Origin of the sequence: Streptomyces sp. NBC_00335 (assembly GCF_036127095.1) — a bacterium.
GTDB lineage: Bacteria > Actinomycetota > Actinomycetes > Streptomycetales > Streptomycetaceae > Streptomyces.
Genome location: NZ_CP108006.1, coordinates 1,281,963 through 1,300,338 on the forward strand (window position 1 = coordinate 1,281,963; position 18,376 = coordinate 1,300,338).

At 71.5% G+C, this 18,376-nt stretch carries 16 protein-coding genes; 6 read left to right on the forward strand and 10 right to left on the reverse strand.

Translation table 11 applies throughout. The features are described from left to right. Positions 1 to 15: 15 nt before the first annotated feature. Both aspT and OHA37_RS05930 read right to left on the reverse strand, forming a co-directional pair. On the reverse strand, positions 16 to 1,701 hold the full coding sequence (aspT, locus tag OHA37_RS05925; protein WP_266903172.1) for an aspartate-alanine antiporter: 1,686 nt from the start codon (positions 1,699 to 1,701) through the stop codon (positions 16 to 18). A 120-nt stretch (positions 1,702 to 1,821) separates the two neighbouring features. Beyond that, positions 1,822 to 3,669: an AMP-dependent synthetase/ligase gene (locus tag OHA37_RS05930; protein WP_266903174.1), complete on the reverse strand. Its 1,848-nt coding sequence runs from the start codon at positions 3,667 to 3,669 to the stop codon at positions 1,822 to 1,824. Positions 3,670 to 3,765: 96 nt separating this feature from the next. On the opposite strand from OHA37_RS05930, the gene OHA37_RS05935 reads away from it, so the two are divergent. Both OHA37_RS05935 and OHA37_RS05940 read left to right on the forward strand, forming a co-directional pair. Next, positions 3,766 to 4,542 carry a MerR family transcriptional regulator gene (locus OHA37_RS05935; protein WP_266903176.1) on the forward strand — a complete coding sequence of 259 codons (777 nt, stop codon included), beginning with the start codon at positions 3,766 to 3,768 and terminating at the stop codon, positions 4,540 to 4,542. Next, entirely contained in the window at positions 4,505 to 5,188 is a 684-nt protein-coding gene (locus OHA37_RS05940; protein WP_266903178.1) for a maltokinase N-terminal cap-like domain-containing protein, read from the forward strand. Before OHA37_RS05935 ends, OHA37_RS05940 begins: the two co-directional genes overlap by 38 nt. A 100-nt stretch (positions 5,189 to 5,288) precedes the next feature. Here OHA37_RS05940 and OHA37_RS05945 read toward each other — a convergent pair whose 3' ends face one another. The 6 genes from OHA37_RS05945 to OHA37_RS05970 form a co-directional block, all read right to left on the reverse strand. Further along, positions 5,289 to 7,460: a 3-hydroxyacyl-CoA dehydrogenase NAD-binding domain-containing protein gene (locus OHA37_RS05945; protein WP_266903180.1), complete on the reverse strand. Its 2,172-nt coding sequence runs from the start codon at positions 7,458 to 7,460 to the stop codon at positions 5,289 to 5,291. Between the two features lie 50 nt (positions 7,461 to 7,510). Next, the gene (locus OHA37_RS05950; RefSeq protein WP_266903182.1) at positions 7,511 to 8,725 is read right to left on the reverse strand and encodes an acetyl-CoA C-acetyltransferase; all 1,215 of its coding nucleotides are present in this window, start codon (positions 8,723 to 8,725) and stop codon (positions 7,511 to 7,513) included. Between the two features lie 110 nt (positions 8,726 to 8,835). After that, entirely contained in the window at positions 8,836 to 9,978 is a 1,143-nt protein-coding gene (locus OHA37_RS05955) for an acyl-CoA dehydrogenase family protein (protein WP_266903184.1), read from the reverse strand. Between the two features lie 11 nt (positions 9,979 to 9,989). Next, on the reverse strand, positions 9,990 to 11,015 hold the full coding sequence (locus tag OHA37_RS05960; RefSeq protein WP_266903186.1) for an LLM class F420-dependent oxidoreductase: 1,026 nt from the start codon (positions 11,013 to 11,015) through the stop codon (positions 9,990 to 9,992). Continuing rightward, positions 11,015 to 12,181, reverse strand: a complete 1,167-nt coding sequence (locus OHA37_RS05965) for a CaiB/BaiF CoA transferase family protein (protein WP_266903188.1) — start codon at positions 12,179 to 12,181, stop codon at positions 11,015 to 11,017. The genes OHA37_RS05960 and OHA37_RS05965 overlap by 1 nt, the downstream gene beginning before the upstream one ends. Positions 12,182 to 12,285: 104 nt before the next feature. After that, positions 12,286 to 12,666 (reverse strand): MmcQ/YjbR family DNA-binding protein, encoded by a 381-nt coding sequence (locus OHA37_RS05970; protein WP_266903190.1) that lies wholly within the window; start codon positions 12,664 to 12,666, stop codon positions 12,286 to 12,288. 180 nt (positions 12,667 to 12,846) lie between these two features. Between OHA37_RS05970 and OHA37_RS05975 the strand changes: the two genes are divergently transcribed. Further along, positions 12,847 to 14,052, forward strand: a complete 1,206-nt coding sequence (locus tag OHA37_RS05975) for a saccharopine dehydrogenase family protein (protein WP_266903192.1) — start codon at positions 12,847 to 12,849, stop codon at positions 14,050 to 14,052. 76 nt (positions 14,053 to 14,128) lie between these two features. Here the strand turns inward: OHA37_RS05975 and OHA37_RS05980 are convergent, their stop codons facing one another. Then, complete coding sequence (locus OHA37_RS05980; RefSeq protein ID WP_266903194.1) at positions 14,129 to 14,809, reverse strand: endonuclease V; 681 nt, start codon at positions 14,807 to 14,809, stop codon at positions 14,129 to 14,131. 26 nt (positions 14,810 to 14,835) lie between these two features. Here OHA37_RS05980 and OHA37_RS05985 point away from each other — a divergent pair, with 26 nt between their 5' ends. The 3 genes from OHA37_RS05985 to OHA37_RS05995 all read left to right on the forward strand — a co-directional run bounded on the left by OHA37_RS05985 (position 14,836) and on the right by OHA37_RS05995 (position 17,697). Next, positions 14,836 to 15,135: a YciI family protein gene (locus OHA37_RS05985; RefSeq protein ID WP_266903196.1), complete on the forward strand. Its 300-nt coding sequence runs from the start codon at positions 14,836 to 14,838 to the stop codon at positions 15,133 to 15,135. 278 nt (positions 15,136 to 15,413) lie between these two features. Beyond that, positions 15,414 to 15,830, forward strand: coding sequence for an SsgA family sporulation/cell division regulator (locus OHA37_RS05990; protein WP_266903198.1), 417 nt, complete (start codon positions 15,414 to 15,416; stop codon positions 15,828 to 15,830). A gap of 226 nt (positions 15,831 to 16,056) precedes the next feature. Continuing rightward, the gene (locus OHA37_RS05995) at positions 16,057 to 17,697 is read left to right on the forward strand and encodes an ABC-F family ATP-binding cassette domain-containing protein (RefSeq protein WP_266903200.1); all 1,641 of its coding nucleotides are present in this window, start codon (positions 16,057 to 16,059) and stop codon (positions 17,695 to 17,697) included. A 63-nt stretch (positions 17,698 to 17,760) separates the two neighbouring features. Here OHA37_RS05995 and OHA37_RS06000 read toward each other — a convergent pair whose 3' ends face one another. Further along, complete coding sequence (locus OHA37_RS06000; protein ID WP_266903202.1) at positions 17,761 to 18,228, reverse strand: ATP-binding protein; 468 nt, start codon at positions 18,226 to 18,228, stop codon at positions 17,761 to 17,763. Between the last annotated feature and the right edge of the window lie 148 nt (positions 18,229 to 18,376).

The following is an 18,376-nucleotide window of genomic DNA, read 5'->3' on the forward strand; positions in this document are numbered from 1 at the left end:
CGTCCTGGTGGGGGGTCAGGCGCCGAGGATCCCGACGAGGATCGGTCCGGTGAGCGGGAGCAGGAAGTTCGAGAGCGCGTAGGTGATCGTGTAGCCGAGCATCGGCACCGAGCTCTGCGCCACCTGCGTGACCGAGGTGATGGCCGGTGTGGAGCACTGCTGGCCGGCGATGGCGCCGATCAGCAAGGGCTTCTCGATCTTCAGGAGCTTGCGCCCGACGAACAGCGAGATCGTGGCCGGTACGAGGACCATGGCGATCCCGGCGAACGGCAGCAGGGCCCCGTACTCCTTGAGCAGCGGCCAGGCCTGCGGGCCCGAGGTCAGCCCGGTGCAGGCGATGAAGACCGCGAGCCCCATGTCCTTGATGGTGGTGGCGGCTTGCGGCGGGAAGGCGCCGAAGGTCTGCCGGCGGGAGCGGAACCAGCCGAAGAGCAGGCCCGAGATCAGGCAGCCGCCGCCGGTGCCGAGCGAGAGCGGGACCCCGCCGGCCCGGACCACGATCTGCCCGATGAGCGAGCCGATCGCGATGCCCAGACCGAGGTAGATGAAGTCGGTGGCGTCGTTCTTGGCCACCGTGCCGATCTTCTCGACGATCCGGTTCAGGCCCGAGCGGGCGCCCACGAGGGTGACGACGTCACCGCGCTCGACGATGGTGTCCGGGTTGGCGGGCAGGTGCTGCTCGCCGCGGAGCACGTCGGTCACGTACACGCCGCTGCGCCCGAACTCCTTGTGGGTGGCGCGGATCTCGTCCAGGGATTTGCCGGCCACCGACTTGTCGGTCATGGCGACCTGCCGGGTGGCCAGCGGGGTGTCCACCCCCGGGATGCCGGGGGTCTCCGGGCCGATGGCCCGGCCCGCCGCGATGGCCTCGGAGCGCCGGCCGACGACGAGGACGAGGTCGGAGAGGAGGAGTTCGAGGTCCGGGGCGGGGGTGAGGTCCTTGGAGCCGCGCCGGACGGCCTCCACGGTGACCCCGCGGCCGAAGGCCTCCTCCAGGTTCCCGATGGTGCGGCCGTCGGCGAGGGTGACCAGGTGGGTGCGGCCGACCAGGCCGGGCATGGCCTCTCGCTCGTCGCTCTCCAGGCCGCCGCCGGAGCCGCCGCCGCGCATCTTCTCCCACAGCGCGCGCGAGGCGTCCGCCAGGTTGATGCGGAGCATCATCGGCATGATCTGGCTGGTGTAGATGACGATGGTGACCAGGCCGAAGAGGTAGCAGACCGTGTACGCGGTGGCCACGTGGCCCTGGTACGTGGAGATCTGCTCCGCGGTCAGGTCGGGCAGCTTGCCGATCGCCTCGGTGGCGGTGCCGACCACGGCGGATTCGGTGGCCGCGCCGGCGAGGATGCCGGAGGCGGTGCCGACGTCGAGGTCGAAGGCCTTGGCCAGCAGGTAGGCGAGGCCGAGCACGCTGACGAGCTCGATGAAGCAGAGCGCGAAGAAGCGCAGGCTCTTGCGGTTGAGGTTGGCGAAGAACTGCGGTCCGGCCATGTAGCCGAGGGCGAAGATGAAGAGCGCGAAGAAGATCGTCTTCACATCGGCGTCGATCTCGATCTTGGCCCAGGCGCCGAGCAGCAGCGACACGATCAGCGTGCCGCAGATGCCGCCGAGGGTGATCGGGCCTACGCGCACCTTGCCGACGAGATATCCGGCCGCCAGGCAGAGGAACAGGGCGAGTTCGGGGTGGTCTTGCAGCACACCCATGGGCGATCAGCCGCCCTTGCCGGGCGGCGTGGCGGATTCAGGGCGTATACACATTCCCTCAGCCTTGTCCGGTGGGCACTCACATGCCCACCGGACGGGGCCATCCGTGTGACGGGCCTCCTACGAGGCTTCGTACGGCTCCGCGTACAGCCCGTCGATCTGCTCCGCGTACTTCTCCCGGATCACCCGGCGGCGCAGCTTCAGGGACGGGGTCAGCTCCCCCGACTCCGGACCCCACTCCTCGGTCAGCACCCGGTAGCGCTTGATCTGCTCGGTGCGGTTGAGCCGGGCGTTCGCGGCTTCGACGGCCCGGGCGATCTCCTCCCGTACGGCCGGGTGCGCGGCGAGCTCCGCGGGTGTGGCGGCCTCGGCGCCGATGCCCTGGGCCTGCGCCCAGGCCGGGGCCAGTTCGGGGTCCAGGACGAGGAGGGCCACGAGGTAGGAGTGGCCGTCTCCGTGCACCAGCGCCTGGCCGATCAGGGGGTGTTCCTTGACGGTGTTCTCCACCAGGGCGGGCGAGACGTTCTTCCCGTTCGAGGTGATGATCAGTTCCTTCTTGCGGTCGGTCAGCCAGAGGAACCCCTCCTCGTCGAGCCGCCCGACGTCCCCCGTCGGGAACCAGCCCGCCTCGTCGGAGGCGCTCTCCACCGAGCCGTCCGGGAGCAGGTACCCGCCGAAGACCGTCTCCCCGCGCGTGAAGATCTCCCCGTCCTCGGCGATCCGCAGCTCCAGCCCCGCGATCGGGCGGCCCACCGAGCCCAGCCGGAAGGCGTCGGGGCTGTTGACCGTGCACACGCCGGAGGTCTCGGTCAGCCCCCACGCGTCCATGATGGTGATCCCCCAGCCCGCCCAGAAGCGCACCACGTCGATCGGCATCGGCGCGGTGGCGCTGGCCGTCCAGACCAGGCGGTCCAGCCCGGCCAGCGTCAGCAGCGGGTCCAGCACCCGTTCCTTGGCCGCGGCGTACGAGGCTTCGAGCCCGGCCGGGACCTCCTCGCCGCGCTCCCGGTGGCCCGCCCGCTCCCGCGCCAGGTCATTGGCGGCTTCGATGGCGCTGCGCTGCTTCTCGGGCAGCCGCCCGAGCACCGCCCGTACGGAGGCGGCCAGCTTCTCCCACACCCGGGGCACCCCGAAGAACTGCACGGGGTGCAGCTCGCGCACCGCGACCGATACGGCGGCCGGGTCGGCGCACAGCCGGACGTGGGCGGCCCGCAGGAGCGGGAGGTAGATGCCGAGGATCCGCTCGGCGATGTGCGCGAAGGGCAGGTAGCACAGGTGCTCGGCGTGCTCGGGCAGCTCGATGTGCCGGTCGAGGCGGACGGACTGGAGCACGATGTTGCGGTGGGTCAGGCGCACGCCCTTGGGGTCGCCGGTGGTGCCCGAGGTGTAGACGACGGTCAGCGGGTCCTCGGAGCGGGACTCCCGCCAGGCCTTCTCGAAGGCATCGGAGCGGTGCAGCCGGGCACCGCCGGCGTACACCGAGCCGTACGTCGAGTGCGGGCCCGCTTCGGCGGCCTCGGCCACGACGAGCCGTTCCAGCGGGGTCCCGGGGTCGGCCAGCAGCGGCTCCCACCGGTCCAGCTCCCGGGCCCCCTCGACCACCGCGAGCCGGGCCCGGCTGTGGCGGGCTATGTGGGCGATCTGCTCGGGCGCGGAGGTCCCGTACACGGTGACGGGGACGGCGCCGAGGTGGACCAGGGCGAGGTCGCTGAGCCAGTGCTCGGGGCGGTTGCCCATCATCATCAGGACGTGCTCGCCGCGTTCGACGCCCAGGGAGGCGTAGCCGGCGGCGAGGACGGCCACCTTGCGGCGGACGTCCGACCAGCTGAGGGTGGTCCAGGCCGTGCCGTCGGGGCCTTCGCGCCACGAGAGGGCGGGAAGATCGCCGTGCTCGGCGGCGTTGCGCGCCAGCAGCGCCGGCAGGGTGAGCTCGTCGGGAGGTGCGGGCAGTCGCAGTTCCGTGGGCATGGGCAGCTCCTTGCCGTTTCACATCGTTGGTGCGACAGCAATACTGTTGAACACGAACCGTGTCGACGTGCTGATCAGAGAGCAGGCGGAGAGCCCATGACCACCCAGGCACCGGAGCCGGCGTCGCTGACCGTCGACGAACTGGCGGCCAGGGCGGGTGTGACCGTCCGCACCGTACGGTTCTACAGCACCCGCGGGATTTTGCCCCCTCCCGTGATCGGACCCCGTCGGGTTGGCCGATACGGCCCCGAACACCTGTCCCGTCTCGCACTCATCGAGGAGTTGCAGCACCAGGGCATGACCCTCTCCGCCATCGAGCGCTACCTCGACGCCCTGCCCGACGATCTGAGCGCGCACGATCTGGCCATCCACCGCGCGCTGGTGGCGACCTGGGCCCCGGACGCGGCGCTGGACTCCTCGCGCGCGGAGCTGGAGAAGCGGGCCGGGCGCTCCCTGACGGAGACGGACATCCGGCGGCTGACGGCCATGAACGTGCTGACCCCGACCCCGGAGGGCTTCCGGGTGGACATGGGGCTGCTGCGGCTCGGGGTCGCACTGCTCGACGTCCCGATCGCCCACGAGACGATCCTGGCCGCCCGCGAGGTACTGCTCGGACACGCCCGGACGGCGGCGCACCAGCTGACCGCGCTGTTCCGGGACGAGGTGTGGGGGCCGTTCACGGAGGGCGAGAGCGATCCGGAGCGGGTGGAGTCGATGAAGGCGCTGTCGGCGCACATGCAGCCGATGGTGGTGCAGGCACTGGTGACCGCGTTCCAGCGCTCGCTCAAGGAGGAGTTGCGGGCTGCCTTCGTCTCGGAACCGGTAGGTTCTGGCCATGGCGATGATCTACAACACCACCATGAAGCCCGGTAAGACGGAGCTTCTGGCTGCCTGGCTTCCGACGCGGCCGTGGTACGCGTCCACGGGGCACTCCCCCGAGCTCGACCGCTCGGGCGGGTTCCGGCTCGACGATCCGCAGGGTGAGGTCGGCATCGAGTTCATGGTGCTCACCGATACCTCGGGCAGCCGGGAAACCTCCTACCTCGTGCCCCTCACCTACCGCGGCGCCCCGCTCGACGGCGCCGGAGCGGCTCTGGTGGGCACCTCCGAACACGGGGTGCTCGGCACCCGGTGGATCTACGACGGCGCCCACGACCCGGTGCTCGTCGGCCAGTTGCTCGCCCTGATCCAGGGCCGCGCCGTGGCGCAGGACCAGTGCGAGAGCAGCCTGAGCGACCCCTCGGTCACCTCCTGGTACGACGGCCCCGAGCTCCCGGAGGTCCCCGAGGTCCTCCCGCGGGCGTGGCTGGAAGTCACCGACACCGCACGGGGTACGGACGTACGCCTGCCGGGCGCCCCGGTGCTCGCGCTGACACGCGTCCTGCGCCCCGGGGCGGCCGGGCCGGCGGACGCCACCGGGGCCGTGGGCCGGCTCACCGCCGGCTGGACCACGCCGGACGGGGCGGCGCAGCAGGGCCTGTTCGCGCAGCTGCGTACCACCGGGCACGCCACCGCCTGATCCGCACCGGCGTACGGCCCGGGGCGGGGTGCCCCGGGCCGCACGCGGGCCGGCTCCGGCCCGTCCCGGCCGCTCGGCCGGGACGGTTCATCCAGTCCGCTCAGTCGGCGTACGTCTCTCCCCGCTCGGCCTTCTCCACCAGGGAGACGGGCGGGGTGAAGCGCTCGCCGTAGTTCTCGGCCAGCTCGCGGGCGCGGGCCACGAAGCCCGCGAGGCCGCCCTCGTAGCCGTTGATGTACTGGATGACGCCGCCGGTCCAGGCCGGGAAGCCGATCCCCATGATGGAGCCGATGTTGGCGTCGGCGTACGAGGTGAGGACGCCCTCGTCGAAGCAGCGGACGGTGTCCAGCGCCTCGGAGAAGAGCATCCGCTCCTTCATGTCCTCGAAGGGGATCTGGTACCCCTCCTTGGTGAAGTGCTCCCGCAGCCCCGGCCAGATCCCGGCGCGCTTGCCGCTCTCGTCGTACGCGTAGAAGCCGCCGCCGCCGCTGCGCCCGGGGCGCCCGAACTCGTCGACCATCCGGTCGATGACGGTGTCGGCCGGGTGCTCCGGCCAGTCCCGGCCCTCGGCCTCGAAGGCCTTGCGGGTCTCGTTGCGGATCTTGCGGGGCAGGGTGAGGGTCAGCTCGTCCATCAGGGAGAGCACCTTGGCCGGGTATCCGGCCTGGGCCGCGGCCTGTTCGATGGAGGCGGGCTCGATGCCCTCGCCGACCATGGCGACGCCCTCGTTGATGAACTGGCCGATGACCCGCGAGGTGAAGAAGCCGCGCGAGTCGTTGACCACGATCGGGGTCTTGTTGATCTGCCGTACGAGGTCGAAGGCGCGGGCGATGGCCTCGTCGCCGGTGCGCTCGCCCTTGATGATCTCGACCAGCGGCATCTTGTCCACGGGCGAGAAGAAGTGCAGTCCGATGAAGTCGGCGGGCCGCGAAACCCCTTCCGCGAGGCCAGTGATGGGCAGCGTGGAGGTGTTGGAGCACAGCAGCGCGTCCGGCGTGAGGAACTCCTGGATCTCCTGGAATACCTTGTGCTTGAGGGCGGTGTCCTCGAAGACGGCCTCGATGACGGCGTCGCAGCCCGCGAGGTCGGCGGGCTCGGCGGTCGGGGTGATCCGGGCGAGCAGCTCGGCGCGCTTGGCCTCGGTCGTGCGGCCCCGGGACAGGGCCTTGTCGAGCAGCTTCTCGGAGTACGCCTTGCCCTTGGCGGCGGCCTCGGGGGTGACGTCCTTCAGCACCACCTCGATGCCCGCGCGGGCACAGGAGTAGGCGATGCCGGCGCCCATCATGCCGGCGCCGAGGACGGCCACCTTGGTGACCTTGCGGGGCGCGACCCCCTGCGGGCGGCTGCGGCCGGCGTTGACGGCCTGGAGGTCGAAGAAGAACGCCTGGATCATGTTCTTGGCGGTCTGCCCGGTGACCAGCTCGGTGAAGTAGCGGGCCTCGATGGTCAGTGCCGTCTCGAAGTCCACCTGGGCGCCTTCGACGGCGCACGCCAGGATGTTGCGCGGGGCCGGGTACGGGGCCCCGTTCAGCTGCTTCTTCAAGTTGGCCGGGAAGGCCGGGAGGTTGGCGGCGAACCGCGGGTTGGACGGCGTACCGCCCGGGATCTTGTAGCCGGGGACGTCCCACGGCTGCTTCGACTCCGGGTTCGCGTCGATGAAAGCGTGCGCCTTGGCGATCATCTCCTCCGGCGTGGCGGCCAGTTCGTGCACCAGCCCGTTGTCCAGGGCGCGCTGGGGGCTGTACTGGGTCCCTTGGAGCAGCACCTTCAGCAGCGCGTCGGCGATGCCCATGAGGCGGACGGTGCGGGTGACGCCGCCGCCGGCCGGGAGCAGGCCGAGGGTGACCTCGGGCAGGCCGATCTTCGAGCCGGGTGCGTCGAGGGCCACGCGGTGGTGGGAGGCCAGGCAGATCTCGTAACCGCCGCCGAGGGCGGTGCCGTTGATGGCAGCGACGACGGGCTTGCCGAGGGTCTCGATGCGGCGCAGCGAGGCCTTGATGGCGGTGCCGGCGTCGAAGGCCAGCTGCGCGTGCTCGGGGCGCAGCTGGATCATGTCCTTCAGGTCGCCGCCCGCGAAGAAGGTCTTCTTGGCGGAGGCGAAGATGATGCCGCGGATGGAGTCCTTCTCGGCCTCGGCGCGGTCGGCGATCGCCGCGATCGAGTCCTTGAAGGCCTGGTTCATCGTGTTGGCGGACTGGTTGGGGTCGTCGAGGACCAGGGTGACGACGCCGGTCTCGTCCTGTTCCCAGCGGATCGTGGTGGACTCGCTCATGGTCACTGCTTTCGTTTCGGAAGGTCCGGGGGGCGGGGATACAGGACGGATCAGAGGCGTTCGACGATGGTGGCGACGCCCATGCCGCCGCCGACGCAGAGGGTGACGAGGCCGTAGCGCTTGTCCTGGCGCTCCAGTTCGTCGACCACGGTGCCGAGGATCATCGCGCCGGTGGCGCCGAGCGGGTGGCCCATCGCGATGGCGCCGCCGTTGACGTTGACCTTGTCCAGGGAGAGGCCCATGTCCTTGACGAAGCGGAGCACGACGCCGGCGAAGGCCTCGTTGATCTCGATCAGGTCGATGTCGTCGATGGTCAGGCCGGCCTTGGCGAGGGCCTTGCGGGTGGCCGGGGCGGGGCCGGTGAGCATGATGGTGGGCTCGGAGCCGGAGACGGCGGCCGAAACGATCCGGGCGCGCGGCGTCAGACCGTTGCGCTCGCCGGCCTCGCGGGAGCCGATGGCGACGAGGGAGGCTCCGTCGACGATGCCGGAGGAGTTGCCCGCGTGGTGGACGTGGTCGATCTTCTCGACCCAGTGGTACTTCTGCAGGGCGACGGCGTCGAAGCCGCCGAGCTCGCCGATGTCGGCGAAGGAGGGCTTCAGCCGGGCGAGGGTGTCGGCGGTGGTGCCGGGGCGGACGAACTCGTCGTGGTCCAGGACCACGAGGCCGTTGCGGTCGGTGACCGGGACGATCGACTTGGCGAAGCGGCCGTCCTTGATGGCGGCGGCGGCCCGCTCCTGGGACAGGGCGGCGTACTCGTCGACATCGCGCCGGGAGAATCCCTCGATCGTGGCGATCAGGTCGGCGCCGATGCCCTGCGGGACGAAGTCGGTGTTCCAGCCGGTCATCGGGTCGCTGAACCAGGCTCCGCCGTCCGAGGCCATCGGGACGCGGGACATGGACTCCACGCCGCCCGCGAGGACCAGGTCCTCCCAGCCGGAGCGGACCTTCGCGGCGGCCATGTTGACGGCTTCGAGGCCCGAGGCGCAGAAGCGGTTTTCCTGGACGCCCGCGACCGTGTCCGGCAGCCCTGCGGCGATCGCCGCGATCCGGGCGATGTCGGAGCCCTGGTCGCCGACCGGGCTGACGACGCCGAGCACGATGTCGTCGATGGTGGCGGGGTCCAGGCCGGGGTTGCGCTCGCGCAGGGCGTGGATGAGGCCGACGACCAGGTCGATCGGCTTGGTGCCGTGCAGGGAGCCGTTGGCCTTGCCCCGTCCGCGCGGCGTGCGGATCGCGTCGTATACGTACGCTTCGGTGCTCACTGGTCAAGCCTTTCGGGGGTGCGGAGGCATGGGGAGGGTCGAGGGAAGTCGGAGGACGTCAGGGAAGAGAGGAGGCCGGGGAAGAGGAAGTCGGGGGAGGCCGGGGGAGGTCAGGCCAGCAGGGAACGGCCGATGATCTCCTTCATGATCTCGGTCGTGCCGCCGTAGATGGTCTGGATGCGGCCGTCCGTGAAGGCCCGCGCGACCCGGTACTCGGTCATGTAGCCGTATCCGCCGTGCAGTTGCAGGCAGCGGTCGGCGACCCGCTTCTGGAGTTCGGTGGCCCACCACTTGGCCATCGAGGCGTGGACGTGGTCCAGCTCGCCGTTGGAGTGGTCGGTGATGCAGCGGTCGAGGAAGGTACGGGTGACCGCGCACTCGGTGGCCATCTCCGCGATCTCGAAGCGGACGTGCTGGAGCTTGGAGAGCGGCCGTCCGAAGGCCTCGCGCTCCTTCACGTACTGCGTGGTGATCTCCAGCAGGTACTCGGCGGCGGCGATGCCGGCCATCGCGATGCCCATCCGCTCCTGCGCGAGGTTGGTCATCAGGTGGACGAAAGCGCCGTTGAGCTCGCCGAGCAGGTTCTCCTTGGGCACGCGCACGTCGTTGAAGAACAACTCGGCGGTGTCCTGGGCCTTCTGGCCGATCTTGTCGAGGTTGCGGCCGCGCTCGAAGCCCTCGGTACCGCGCTCCACGACGAGCAGGGACATGCCGTGCGCGCCGCCCTCGGGGGTGGTCTTCGCGACGACGATCACCAGGTCGGCGAGGATGCCGTTGGAGATGAAGGTCTTGGAGCCGTTGAGCACCCAGTGGTCGCCCGCGTCCTCGGCGGTGGTCCGGATGCCCTGGAGGTCGGAGCCCGCGCCCGGCTCGGTCATCGCGATGGCGGTGATGATCTCGCCGGAGCAGAAGCCGGGCAGCCAGCGGCGCTTCTGCTCCTCGGTGGCCAGCGAGGTCAGGTACGGCCCGATGATGTCGTTGTGCAGGCCGATCGCGAGACCGGCGGCGCCCGCCCGGGTGAACTCCTCGGCGATCACCGCCGCGTAGCGGAAGTCGGTGTTCCCGCCGCCCCCGTACTCCTCCGGGACGGCCAGGCCCAGCAGGCCCTGCCGGCCCGCGGCCCGCCAGGCCTCGCGGCTGACGATCCCGTCCTTCTCCCACTGCTCGTAGTGCGGCAGCACCTCCTTGGTGAGAAAGGTGCGGACGGTCTCGCGGAACGCCTCGTGATCGGCGTCGAAGAGCTGGCGCTTCATCAGACGGCTCCTTACAGCCAGTTCTTCACGGTTTCGATGAGCCGGACCGGCTCGGGGCCCACGGGCGTGACGTTGAGCATGGTCACCCCGGCGGCCCGGAAGGCCTCGACGCGCTCGCGCACGTAGCCTTCGGGCCCGCACAGCGTGGTGAGTTCGCAGAGCTCGTCCGGTACGGCGGCAGCGGCGTCGCGCTTGTGCCCGGAGAGGTAGAGCTCCTGGATCTTGCGGGCCTGCGCCCCGTACCCGTAGGCGACGGCCAGGTCGTTGTAGAAGTTCTTGCCGACCGCGCCCATGCCGCCGACGTACAGGGCGATCTGCGGCCGCGCGAGGTCGCGCAGTGCCGCCGCGTCCTCGCCGATGGCGAGCAGTCCGCCGGCGACTGTGTGCAGCGGGCCGAGTTCCGGCGCGCGCAGGGCCGCGCCCTCGGCGAGCGCGCTCCCCCACACCTCGCCGGCCTTCTCCGGCACGAAGAGGGTCGGCAGCCAGCCGTCGGCGATCTCCGCCGTCATCCGCACGTTGGCCGGTCCCAGCGAGGCGACGTAGACGGGGATGTCCGCGCGGACCGGGCGGGTCAGCATCTTCAGCGGCTTGCCGTGCCGGCCGCCCTTCTCGGGCGGGAGCGGCATGTCGGTGATGCCGTGGTGGTCGATGGTCTCGCGGCGCCAGATGCGGCGGCACAGCTCGACGGTCTCGCGGGTCCGGCCGATCGGCTTGTCGTACGGCTTCCCGTGCCAGCCCTCGACCACCTGCGGGCCCGACGCCCCGAGGCCGAGCATCGCCCGGCCGCCGGACATCGCGTCCAGGCCCGCCGCGGTCTGGGCGATGAGGGCGGGGGTGCGCGAGTAGACGTTGAGGATGGCCGAGCCGATCTTCATCCGCTCGGTCCGGGCGGCCAGGTACCCCATGATCGTCGGGGCGTCGAAGCCCCAGGCCTCGGCCACCCACACCGCGTCGAGCCCCGCCCCCTCCAGCTCCGCCGCCGCATCGGCGGCGCGGCGCGGGTCCGCGGAGTAGTCGAGCATCATCGAGAGTTCCATCAGGCGTCGGCCTCCTTCCCCAGCAGCCCCGGTACGCCCCAGTCGGCCGCCACGGACTCCGTGTGCGCGCCCGGCAGCGCGGGGCCGCCCACGACGGTGGCCGGGGTCGCGGAGAAGCGGGGCGCGGGGGCGGGCTGGGTGATCCCGGCGGCCTCGACGAAGGTGCCGCGGGCGGCCAGGTGCGGGTGGTGCGGGGCCTCGCGCAGCGAGAGGACGGGCGCCACGCAGGCGTCGGTGCCCGCGAAGACGGCCGTCCACTCCTCGCGGGTACGGGACTTGAAGCGTGCGGCGACGGCTTCGCGGAGCTCGCCCCAGCGGGCCAGGTCCTTGCGGGCGGGGGCCTCGTCCTTGATGCCGAGGAGCTCCACGAAGGTGTCGTAGAACTGCTGCTCCAGCGCGCCGACGGCCATGTACCCGCCGTCGGAGGTCTCGTAGCTGCCGTAGAAGGGGCAGCCGCCGTCGAGGAGGTTGGCCCCGCGCCGGTCCTGCCAGCCGCCGGCCGCCATCATCCCGTGGATCATGGCGGTGAGGTGGGCGGTGCCGTCGACGATGGCCGCGTCGACGACCTGGCCGCTGCCGCCGGGGGTGCGGGCGTGCTGGAGGGCGGCGAGGACGCCGATGACGAGGTAGAGCGAGCCGCCCGCGTAGTCGCCGACCAGGTTGGCGGGGACGGCGGGGGGTTCGCCCGGGTTGCCGATCATGCCGAGGGCGCCGGTGACGGCGATGTACGCGATGTCGTGCCCGGCGGTGTGGGCGAGCGGGCCGTCCTGGCCCCAGCCGGTCATCCGGCCGTAGACGAGCCGGGGGTTGCGGGCGTGGCAGTCGGCCGGGCCCACGCCGAGGCGTTCGGCGACCCCGGGGCGGAAGCCCTCGATGAGCACGTCGGCGCGCTCGACCAGGTCCAGCACGCGGGCCGGGCCGTCGGCGGACTTCAGGTCGACGAGGACGGAGCGCTTATTGCGGTTGGTGATGTCGTAGGCCGGGTTCACGGCCAGACCGACGCCGCCGGGCCGGTCGACCCGCACCACGTCGGCCCCGAGGTCCGCGAGGAGCATGGCGGCGAACGGGCCCGGCCCGATACCGGCCAGCTCGACGACGCGCACGCCCGCGAGCGGGCCCCCGCCGCTCCCGGGCACGTTCCCCGCCGCGTTCCCTGTCACTGCCATCGAGCCCCCAGCATCCGGTGGCACCACTGCCGCCACTGTGTGACACAACTGATGTAACACCAGTGATGCTAGGAACCTGTTCCACTCAGCACAAGAGCAAGCGCTTAGCCGGTTCGTGCGTCGAGCTCCTTGACGTCCCGCTTCAGCGCGACGGTCCGGTAGCTCTCCTCCACCCATTCGCACAGCACCTCGGCGGAGGGCGCCCCCTTCTCCCCCAGCGGCACGGAGACCCAGCCGGCCTTCCCCAGCCCGTATCCGGTCGGCTCCGCGCCGGGCGCCGTCATGGCGTGGCCGTGCAGGGCCTCGTCCTTGAGCTTCACGGAGATCCCCGGCGACGGGCCGTCGGTGTTCCCGAGGAAGAGGAAGATCTTCTTGTTGACCTTCACGACGCAGTCCTCGGGCCCCCAGGGGAACTCCTCCCGCGCCTGCGGCAGCCCCAGGGCGAACTCCCGGACCGCCTCCCACCTGCGCACCCCAGCCTTCATGGGAACCTCCGCTCGTCGCGGTCCGCACGCGCCGGCGCGGACCGTCCTTCCCCACGCTAGTGCTGTGACCGGAAAGGTTCACCGCCTCGCGACGGGGCCGGAGGAATCGGCCCCCCACACGGCCGTACGACGGACACCCGCTAGCCTCAGCCACCACCGACACCGTCTGGGAGGCCCCCGATGAACGCAGCTGTCCGGCACGAACCACGCACCGCGGAACGGGAGTACGACCTCGTGCTCTTCGGCGCGACCGGGTTCGTGGGGGCGCTGACCGCCGAGTACCTCGCGGCGCACGCCCCCGCGGACTGCCGCTGGGCCCTCGCCGGCCGGGACCTCGCGAAGCTGGAGCGGCTGCGCGAGCGGCTGACCGCCCTCGACCCGCGCTGCGCGGACCTGCCGCTGCTGCGCGCCGACGCCCAGGACGCCGCGGCGACGCGCGAACTGGCCGCCTCCACCCGGGTACTGGCCACGACCGTGGGGCCGTACGTCTGGTACGGGGCCCCGCTGGTGGCGGCCTGCGCCGCGGCGGGCACCGACTACCTGGACCTGACCGGCGAGCCGGAGTTCGTGGACCGCATGTACGTCGAGCACGACGCCCGGGCCCGCGAGAGCGGCGCCCGCATCGTGCACGCCTGCGGCTTCGACTCCGTCCCGGCCGACCTCGGGGCGTACTTCACGGTCGGCCAACTGCCGGCCGGGGTTCCGCTGACCGTGGACGCCTTCGTGCGCTCCAACGCCCTGTTCTCGGGCGGCACCTTCACCACCGTGCTGACCGCGCTGGGCCGCGGACCGCAGAACCTGGCCGCCGCCCGCGCGCGCCGGATGCACGAGCCCCGGCTGCTGGGCCGTCGGGTACGGGTGCCCGTGGGCGCGCCGCGCTTCAGCCGGGAGACCGGGACCTGGGCCCTGCCCATGCCCGTCCTGGACGTCCAGGTCGTGGCCCGTTCGGCGGCGGCGCTGGAGCGGTACGGCCCGGACTTCCGCTACCGGCACTACGCCTCCGTACGGCACCTGCCCGTCGCGGTGGGCGGTACGGCGGCGGTCGGCGGGTTGGCCGCCCTCGCGCAGATCCCGCCGGTGCGCCAGTGGCTGGCGGGCCGCTGGGAGCCGGGCCAGGGCCCGGACGCGGAGCGGCGGGCACGCAGCTGGTTCAGCGTGCGGTTCGTGGGCGAGGGCGGCGGCCGCCGGGTGTTCACCGAGGTCTCGGGCGGCGACCCGGGGTACGGGGAGACCGCGAAGATGTTCGCGGAGTCCGCGCTCTGCCTCGCCTACGACGCCCTGCCCGAGCTCTCCGGCCAGCTGACCACCGCCGTCGCGATGGGCGACGCCCTGCTGGACCGGCTCCGGAAGGCGGGCATCCGCTTCCGGGTGGCGGCCTCCGACTGAGGCGCCGCGACGGCTCAAAGGCGACAGCTCAAGCGGTGGCTCAAGCAGTGGCCCAAGCAGTGCCTCAAGCGGTGCCTCAGGCGGTGGCTTCGCGCAGGGCCCGGCGGCACAGGGAGTCGGCGTGCCGGGTGGTCTCCGGGATCCGGAAGCGGGGGCTCAGCGCCAGGGCGTGCGCGCAGGCGTTGTCCAGGGAGACCCGGTGGCCCACCGACACGTACACGGGCTTGATGCCGTCCTGCGTGCGCAGCGCCCGCCCGACGACCTCGCCGTCGGGTGCGCGGAGCGGGGAGAGGTCCCCGCGCCGGGCACCCGGTTCCTCGTAGGTGAAGGTGAACGGGTTCTTCGCGACGCCGATGACCGGCAGCCCGGTGACCACCCCGAGGTGGCAGGCGAGCCCGAACCGGCGCGGATGGGCCAGCCCGTAGCCGTCGCACACCACCAGACCGGGCGTGACCGTCAGTGCTTCCAGCGCGGCGAGCACGGTCGGCAGCTCACGGAAGGCGAGCAGCCCGGGCACGTAGGGGAAGCTGACGCGGCCGACGGAGGTGGCCTCCTCGACGACCTCCAGGGTGGCGGCGTCGAGAACGACGGCCGCGGCGGCCACCAGGTCGCGCTCGTCGTCGTAGGCCACGTCGACACCGGCGATCAGCCCTTCGCCGGGCGGGGGTCCGGTTTCGGCCAGGACGACCAGGTCGCGCAGTTCGTCCTGTATCGCCCTGGCTTCGGCCTCGTCGGCCGGAGTCTTCGCACTCGTCATAGTGGTGCGAGAGTAGCCTGACGATCATGTTCGTCATGGAGCTCACCTACACCGCGCCCGTAGAAGCCGTCGAAGAAGAGATGGACGCGCACATCGCCTGGCTGGACGGCTACTACGCGGCCGGCATCTTCCTCGCCTCGGGCCGCAAGGTTCCGCGCGACGGGGGCATGATCCTGGCCGGCGGGGTCTCCCGCGCGGAGATCGAGAGGATCGCGGCCGAGGACCCCTTCACCGTGGCGGGCGTCTGCGCCTACCGCATCACCGAGTTCCTCGCGACGAAGACGTCCGCGGACCTGGCGACGGTGCGGGAGAGCCCGGTGGTGTAGCGGGGCGCGGACCGGCCCGGAGCGGGTGGTCCGGAGCGTGCTTTGGGCCTGTGGAGTGAGCGGGAACCGGCCGTACTACGAGGGCTCCGGGGCCTGCGAACAGACCCCGGATGCCCGCGCCACCCGTCACCCTGTGCGATCACACAGGCGCATTCAGGCCATTCGGTGACACAGCTCACTCCGGCTCGCGTGCACGGATTCACCGAATCGCGCGTCTATCCCGTTGCCGGGCCCCCACCCCGCGGTCCGGCACGAGATCCGCCGCAAGGGAGTCAGCCTTGATCACTGTCATCGAGCAGGCCGTGCAGGCCCGACTGGTCGCCACCGCACCGAAGGTCGACACCGTACCGGTCACGCTCTGCTACGACCGGTCGGATCCCTTCGCCGTCCGGATGGCCTTCCCCGCGCCGGCGACCCTGGAGGGCATCGAGGTCTCGTGGACCTTCTCCCGGGAGCTGCTGGAGTCCGGGCTGGTCCGCCCGTCCGGCCACGGGGACGTGCGCGTGCGCCCGTACGACGCCGACCGGACCACCGTGGAGTTCCACGCCCCCGAGGGGGTCGCGATCGTGCTGATGGTGACGACCGAGCTGCGCCGCTTCCTGGAGCGGGCCTCCACGATCGTGCCGCCCGGCCTGGAACACCTGTACCTCGACATGGACCAGAGCCTCGCGGATCTGATGCGCGGCTCCTGCTGACCCTCCGCACCGGATCCGGCCCCTTCCGATCCGGCGGCCGCGCCCGCTTCCCTTAATTCGTTTGCCGGCGGCTCCGGCCGGCCCGTAGCTTCGTAGACGCCCCATCGCCGTCGAAACGGAGCAGGACGTTGCTTCTCTGAGGTCCGAGACACCGACCACCGCCCTCACCCGCGGTGCGCTGTCTCCCCCGCGTTGCACTCACCACTCACGCAACCTGGAGGCCTCCATGAGTCCTGCTCCCACCTTCATCACCTGCTCCGACCTGTCCTTCGACTGGCCCGACGGCACGCCCGTCTTCGAGGGGTTCCAGTTGACCGTCGGCCCCGGCCGTACCGGCCTGATCGGGCGCAACGGCTGCGGCAAGTCCACCCTGCTGAAACTCATCACGGGGGAACTGAAGCCGAGGGATGGCCAGTTGGCCGTATCCGGCACCGTCGGCCAGCTACCGCAGACCGTCACCTTCGACACCGCCCTCCGGGTGGACGAGGCGCTCGGGGTCCACACCGCCCGGGCCGCCCTGCACGCCATCGAGGCGGGTGAGGCGACCGAGGCGAACTTCGCGGCGGTCGGCGACGACTGGGACGTGGAGGAGCGCGCCCTCGCCACGCTCGACCAGCTCGGGCTCGGCGGGATCGGCCTGGACCGCACCGCCGGCGAACTGTCCGGCGGGGAGTGCGTGTTGCTCCGGCTGGCCGCTCTGCTGCTGAGCCGTCCGGACGTCCTCCTGCTGGACGAGCCCACCAACAACCTCGACCTGCGGGCCCGGCGCCGGCTGTACGCGGCCGTCGAATCCTGGTCCGGGGTGATGCTCCTGGTCAGCCACGACCGGGAGCTGCTGGACCGGGTCGACCAGATCGCCGACCTGCGCGAAGGAGAAGTCCACTGGTACGGCGGCAACTTCACGGACTACGAGGAGATGCTCGCGGCCGAGCAGGAGGCGGCCGAGCGCATGGTCCGGGTCGCGGAGGGCGACGTACAGCGACAGAAGCGCGAACTGGCGCAGGCGCACGCCAAACTGGCCCGGCGCAAGCGGTACGGCCAGAAGATGTTCGACACCAAGCGCGAGCCGAAGATCGTCATGGGTGCCCGCAAGCGTGCGGCCCAGGAGTCGGCGGGCAAGCACCGCATCATGCACACCGAGAAGCTGGCGGAAGCGGAGGAGCGCCTCGACCAGGCGGAGCTGGCGGTGCGCGACGACGCCGAGATCCGGATCGAACTGCCCGCCACCCAGGTGCCGCCGGGCCGCCGCGTGTTCACCCTGAGCGCCTTGCACCCGGTCCACGGCGGCGCGATCCCGGGCGAGTGGGAGCTGCGCGGTCCGGAGCGGATCGCGCTGGTGGGGGCCAACGGCTCGGGCAAGACCACCCTGCTGCGCACGATCGCGGGGGAACTGGCCCCGCTGTCGGGCGAGTCGGTGACCCATGTCCCGGCCCGGTTCCTGCCGCAGCGGCTCGACGTACTGGACGACGAGCGCTCGGTCGTGGAGAACGTGGCGCGGTTCGCTCCGCACGCGACGAACAACCTGATCCGGGCGCGGCTCGCGCGCTTCCTGTTCCGGGGTGCGCATGCGGACCGGCCGGCCGGCACGCTGTCGGGCGGCGAGCGGTTCCGGGCGACGCTGGCGGCGCTGCTGCTCGCGGAGCCGGCCCCGCAGCTGCTCATGCTGGACGAGCCGACGAACAACCTGGACCTGGCGAGCGTACGGCAGTTGACCGATGCCCTGGATTCCTACGAGGGGGCGCTCGTGGTGGCCAGCCATGACGTGCCGTTCCTGGAATCGATCGGCATCACGCGGTGGCTGCTGCTCGACGACGGGCTGCGGCCGACGACGGCCGAGGAGGTCCGCCGGTCGCTGTGGCACGGGTGAGCGCGAAAGCGGGGGCGGGGACGGGGACGGGGAGGGGGACGGGCACGGGGACGAGGACGGGCGCTAACGCGGCATGGGCAGTAACGCCCATGACTTGGTGCCTCCCATCGGGGTGAGCACCGGGGTGAGTCCCCAGTCCCCGCCGCAGGACTCGACCACCGCCTCGAGCAGCCACATCCCGCGGCTGCGCCGGCGCCGGCATTCCTCGCTCGCCTCGGGCGAGGAATGCGCGGGGTGCTGGTCGAAGACGACGATCCGCAGCGCGTCGAACTGCCAGCGGACTTTGAGCACCATCTCCTTGTCGGGCGTGAACCGGTAGGCGCAGGCCACGAGTTCGGAGGCGGCGAGGGCCGCGGTGTCGCACAGGTCGGGCAGTCCGTGCCGGTCGAGCAGGGACCGCAGCGCGCCACGGGCGCTGCCCGCACAGTGGGCGCCGCCCGGCAGGCCTATGGAGTAGCTCAGTTTCTCCGCCCCTGGCGGGGCCTGCCGGATCTCGTGGACGGACCGCAGGCCACGGAGAGTGCCCGTCATCGTGCTGCTCCAAGGTTCTGAGGTGCTGAATGCCTGGATGGCCGTGTGGTCATACAAGAGCTGGAGGTCGCCCCGTGTGAGACTTGCGCTACCGACCGTAGCGCAACGTGGTGCACAGTGCTACTACTTGTACGACGACTTGCCGTTT

Bases quoted from the DNA above. Each gene is read 5' to 3' on its own strand.
- OHA37_RS05935 (WP_266903176.1), top strand. From the start codon at position 3,766: ATGACCACCCAGGCACCGGAGCCGGCGTCGCTGACCGTCGACGAACTG.
- OHA37_RS05930 (WP_266903174.1), bottom strand. From the start codon at position 3,669: ATGCCCACGGAACTGCGACTGCCCGCACCTCCCGACGAGCTCACCCTG.
- OHA37_RS05940 (WP_266903178.1), top strand. From the start codon at position 4,505: ATGGCGATGATCTACAACACCACCATGAAGCCCGGTAAGACGGAGCTT.
- aspT (WP_266903172.1), bottom strand. From the start codon at position 1,701: ATGGGTGTGCTGCAAGACCACCCCGAACTCGCCCTGTTCCTCTGCCTG.
- OHA37_RS05975 (WP_266903192.1), top strand. From the start codon at position 12,847: ATGAACGCAGCTGTCCGGCACGAACCACGCACCGCGGAACGGGAGTAC.
- OHA37_RS05995 (WP_266903200.1), top strand. From the start codon at position 16,057: ATGAGTCCTGCTCCCACCTTCATCACCTGCTCCGACCTGTCCTTCGAC.
- OHA37_RS05945 (WP_266903180.1), bottom strand. From the start codon at position 7,460: ATGAGCGAGTCCACCACGATCCGCTGGGAACAGGACGAGACCGGCGTC.
- OHA37_RS05955 (WP_266903184.1), bottom strand. From the start codon at position 9,978: ATGAAGCGCCAGCTCTTCGACGCCGATCACGAGGCGTTCCGCGAGACC.
- OHA37_RS06000 (WP_266903202.1), bottom strand. From the start codon at position 18,228: ATGACGGGCACTCTCCGTGGCCTGCGGTCCGTCCACGAGATCCGGCAG.
- OHA37_RS05965 (WP_266903188.1), bottom strand. From the start codon at position 12,181: ATGGCAGTGACAGGGAACGCGGCGGGGAACGTGCCCGGGAGCGGCGGG.
- OHA37_RS05960 (WP_266903186.1), bottom strand. From the start codon at position 11,015: ATGGAACTCTCGATGATGCTCGACTACTCCGCGGACCCGCGCCGCGCC.
- OHA37_RS05970 (WP_266903190.1), bottom strand. From the start codon at position 12,666: ATGAAGGCTGGGGTGCGCAGGTGGGAGGCGGTCCGGGAGTTCGCCCTG.
- OHA37_RS05985 (WP_266903196.1), top strand. From the start codon at position 14,836: ATGTTCGTCATGGAGCTCACCTACACCGCGCCCGTAGAAGCCGTCGAA.
- OHA37_RS05980 (WP_266903194.1), bottom strand. From the start codon at position 14,809: ATGACGAGTGCGAAGACTCCGGCCGACGAGGCCGAAGCCAGGGCGATA.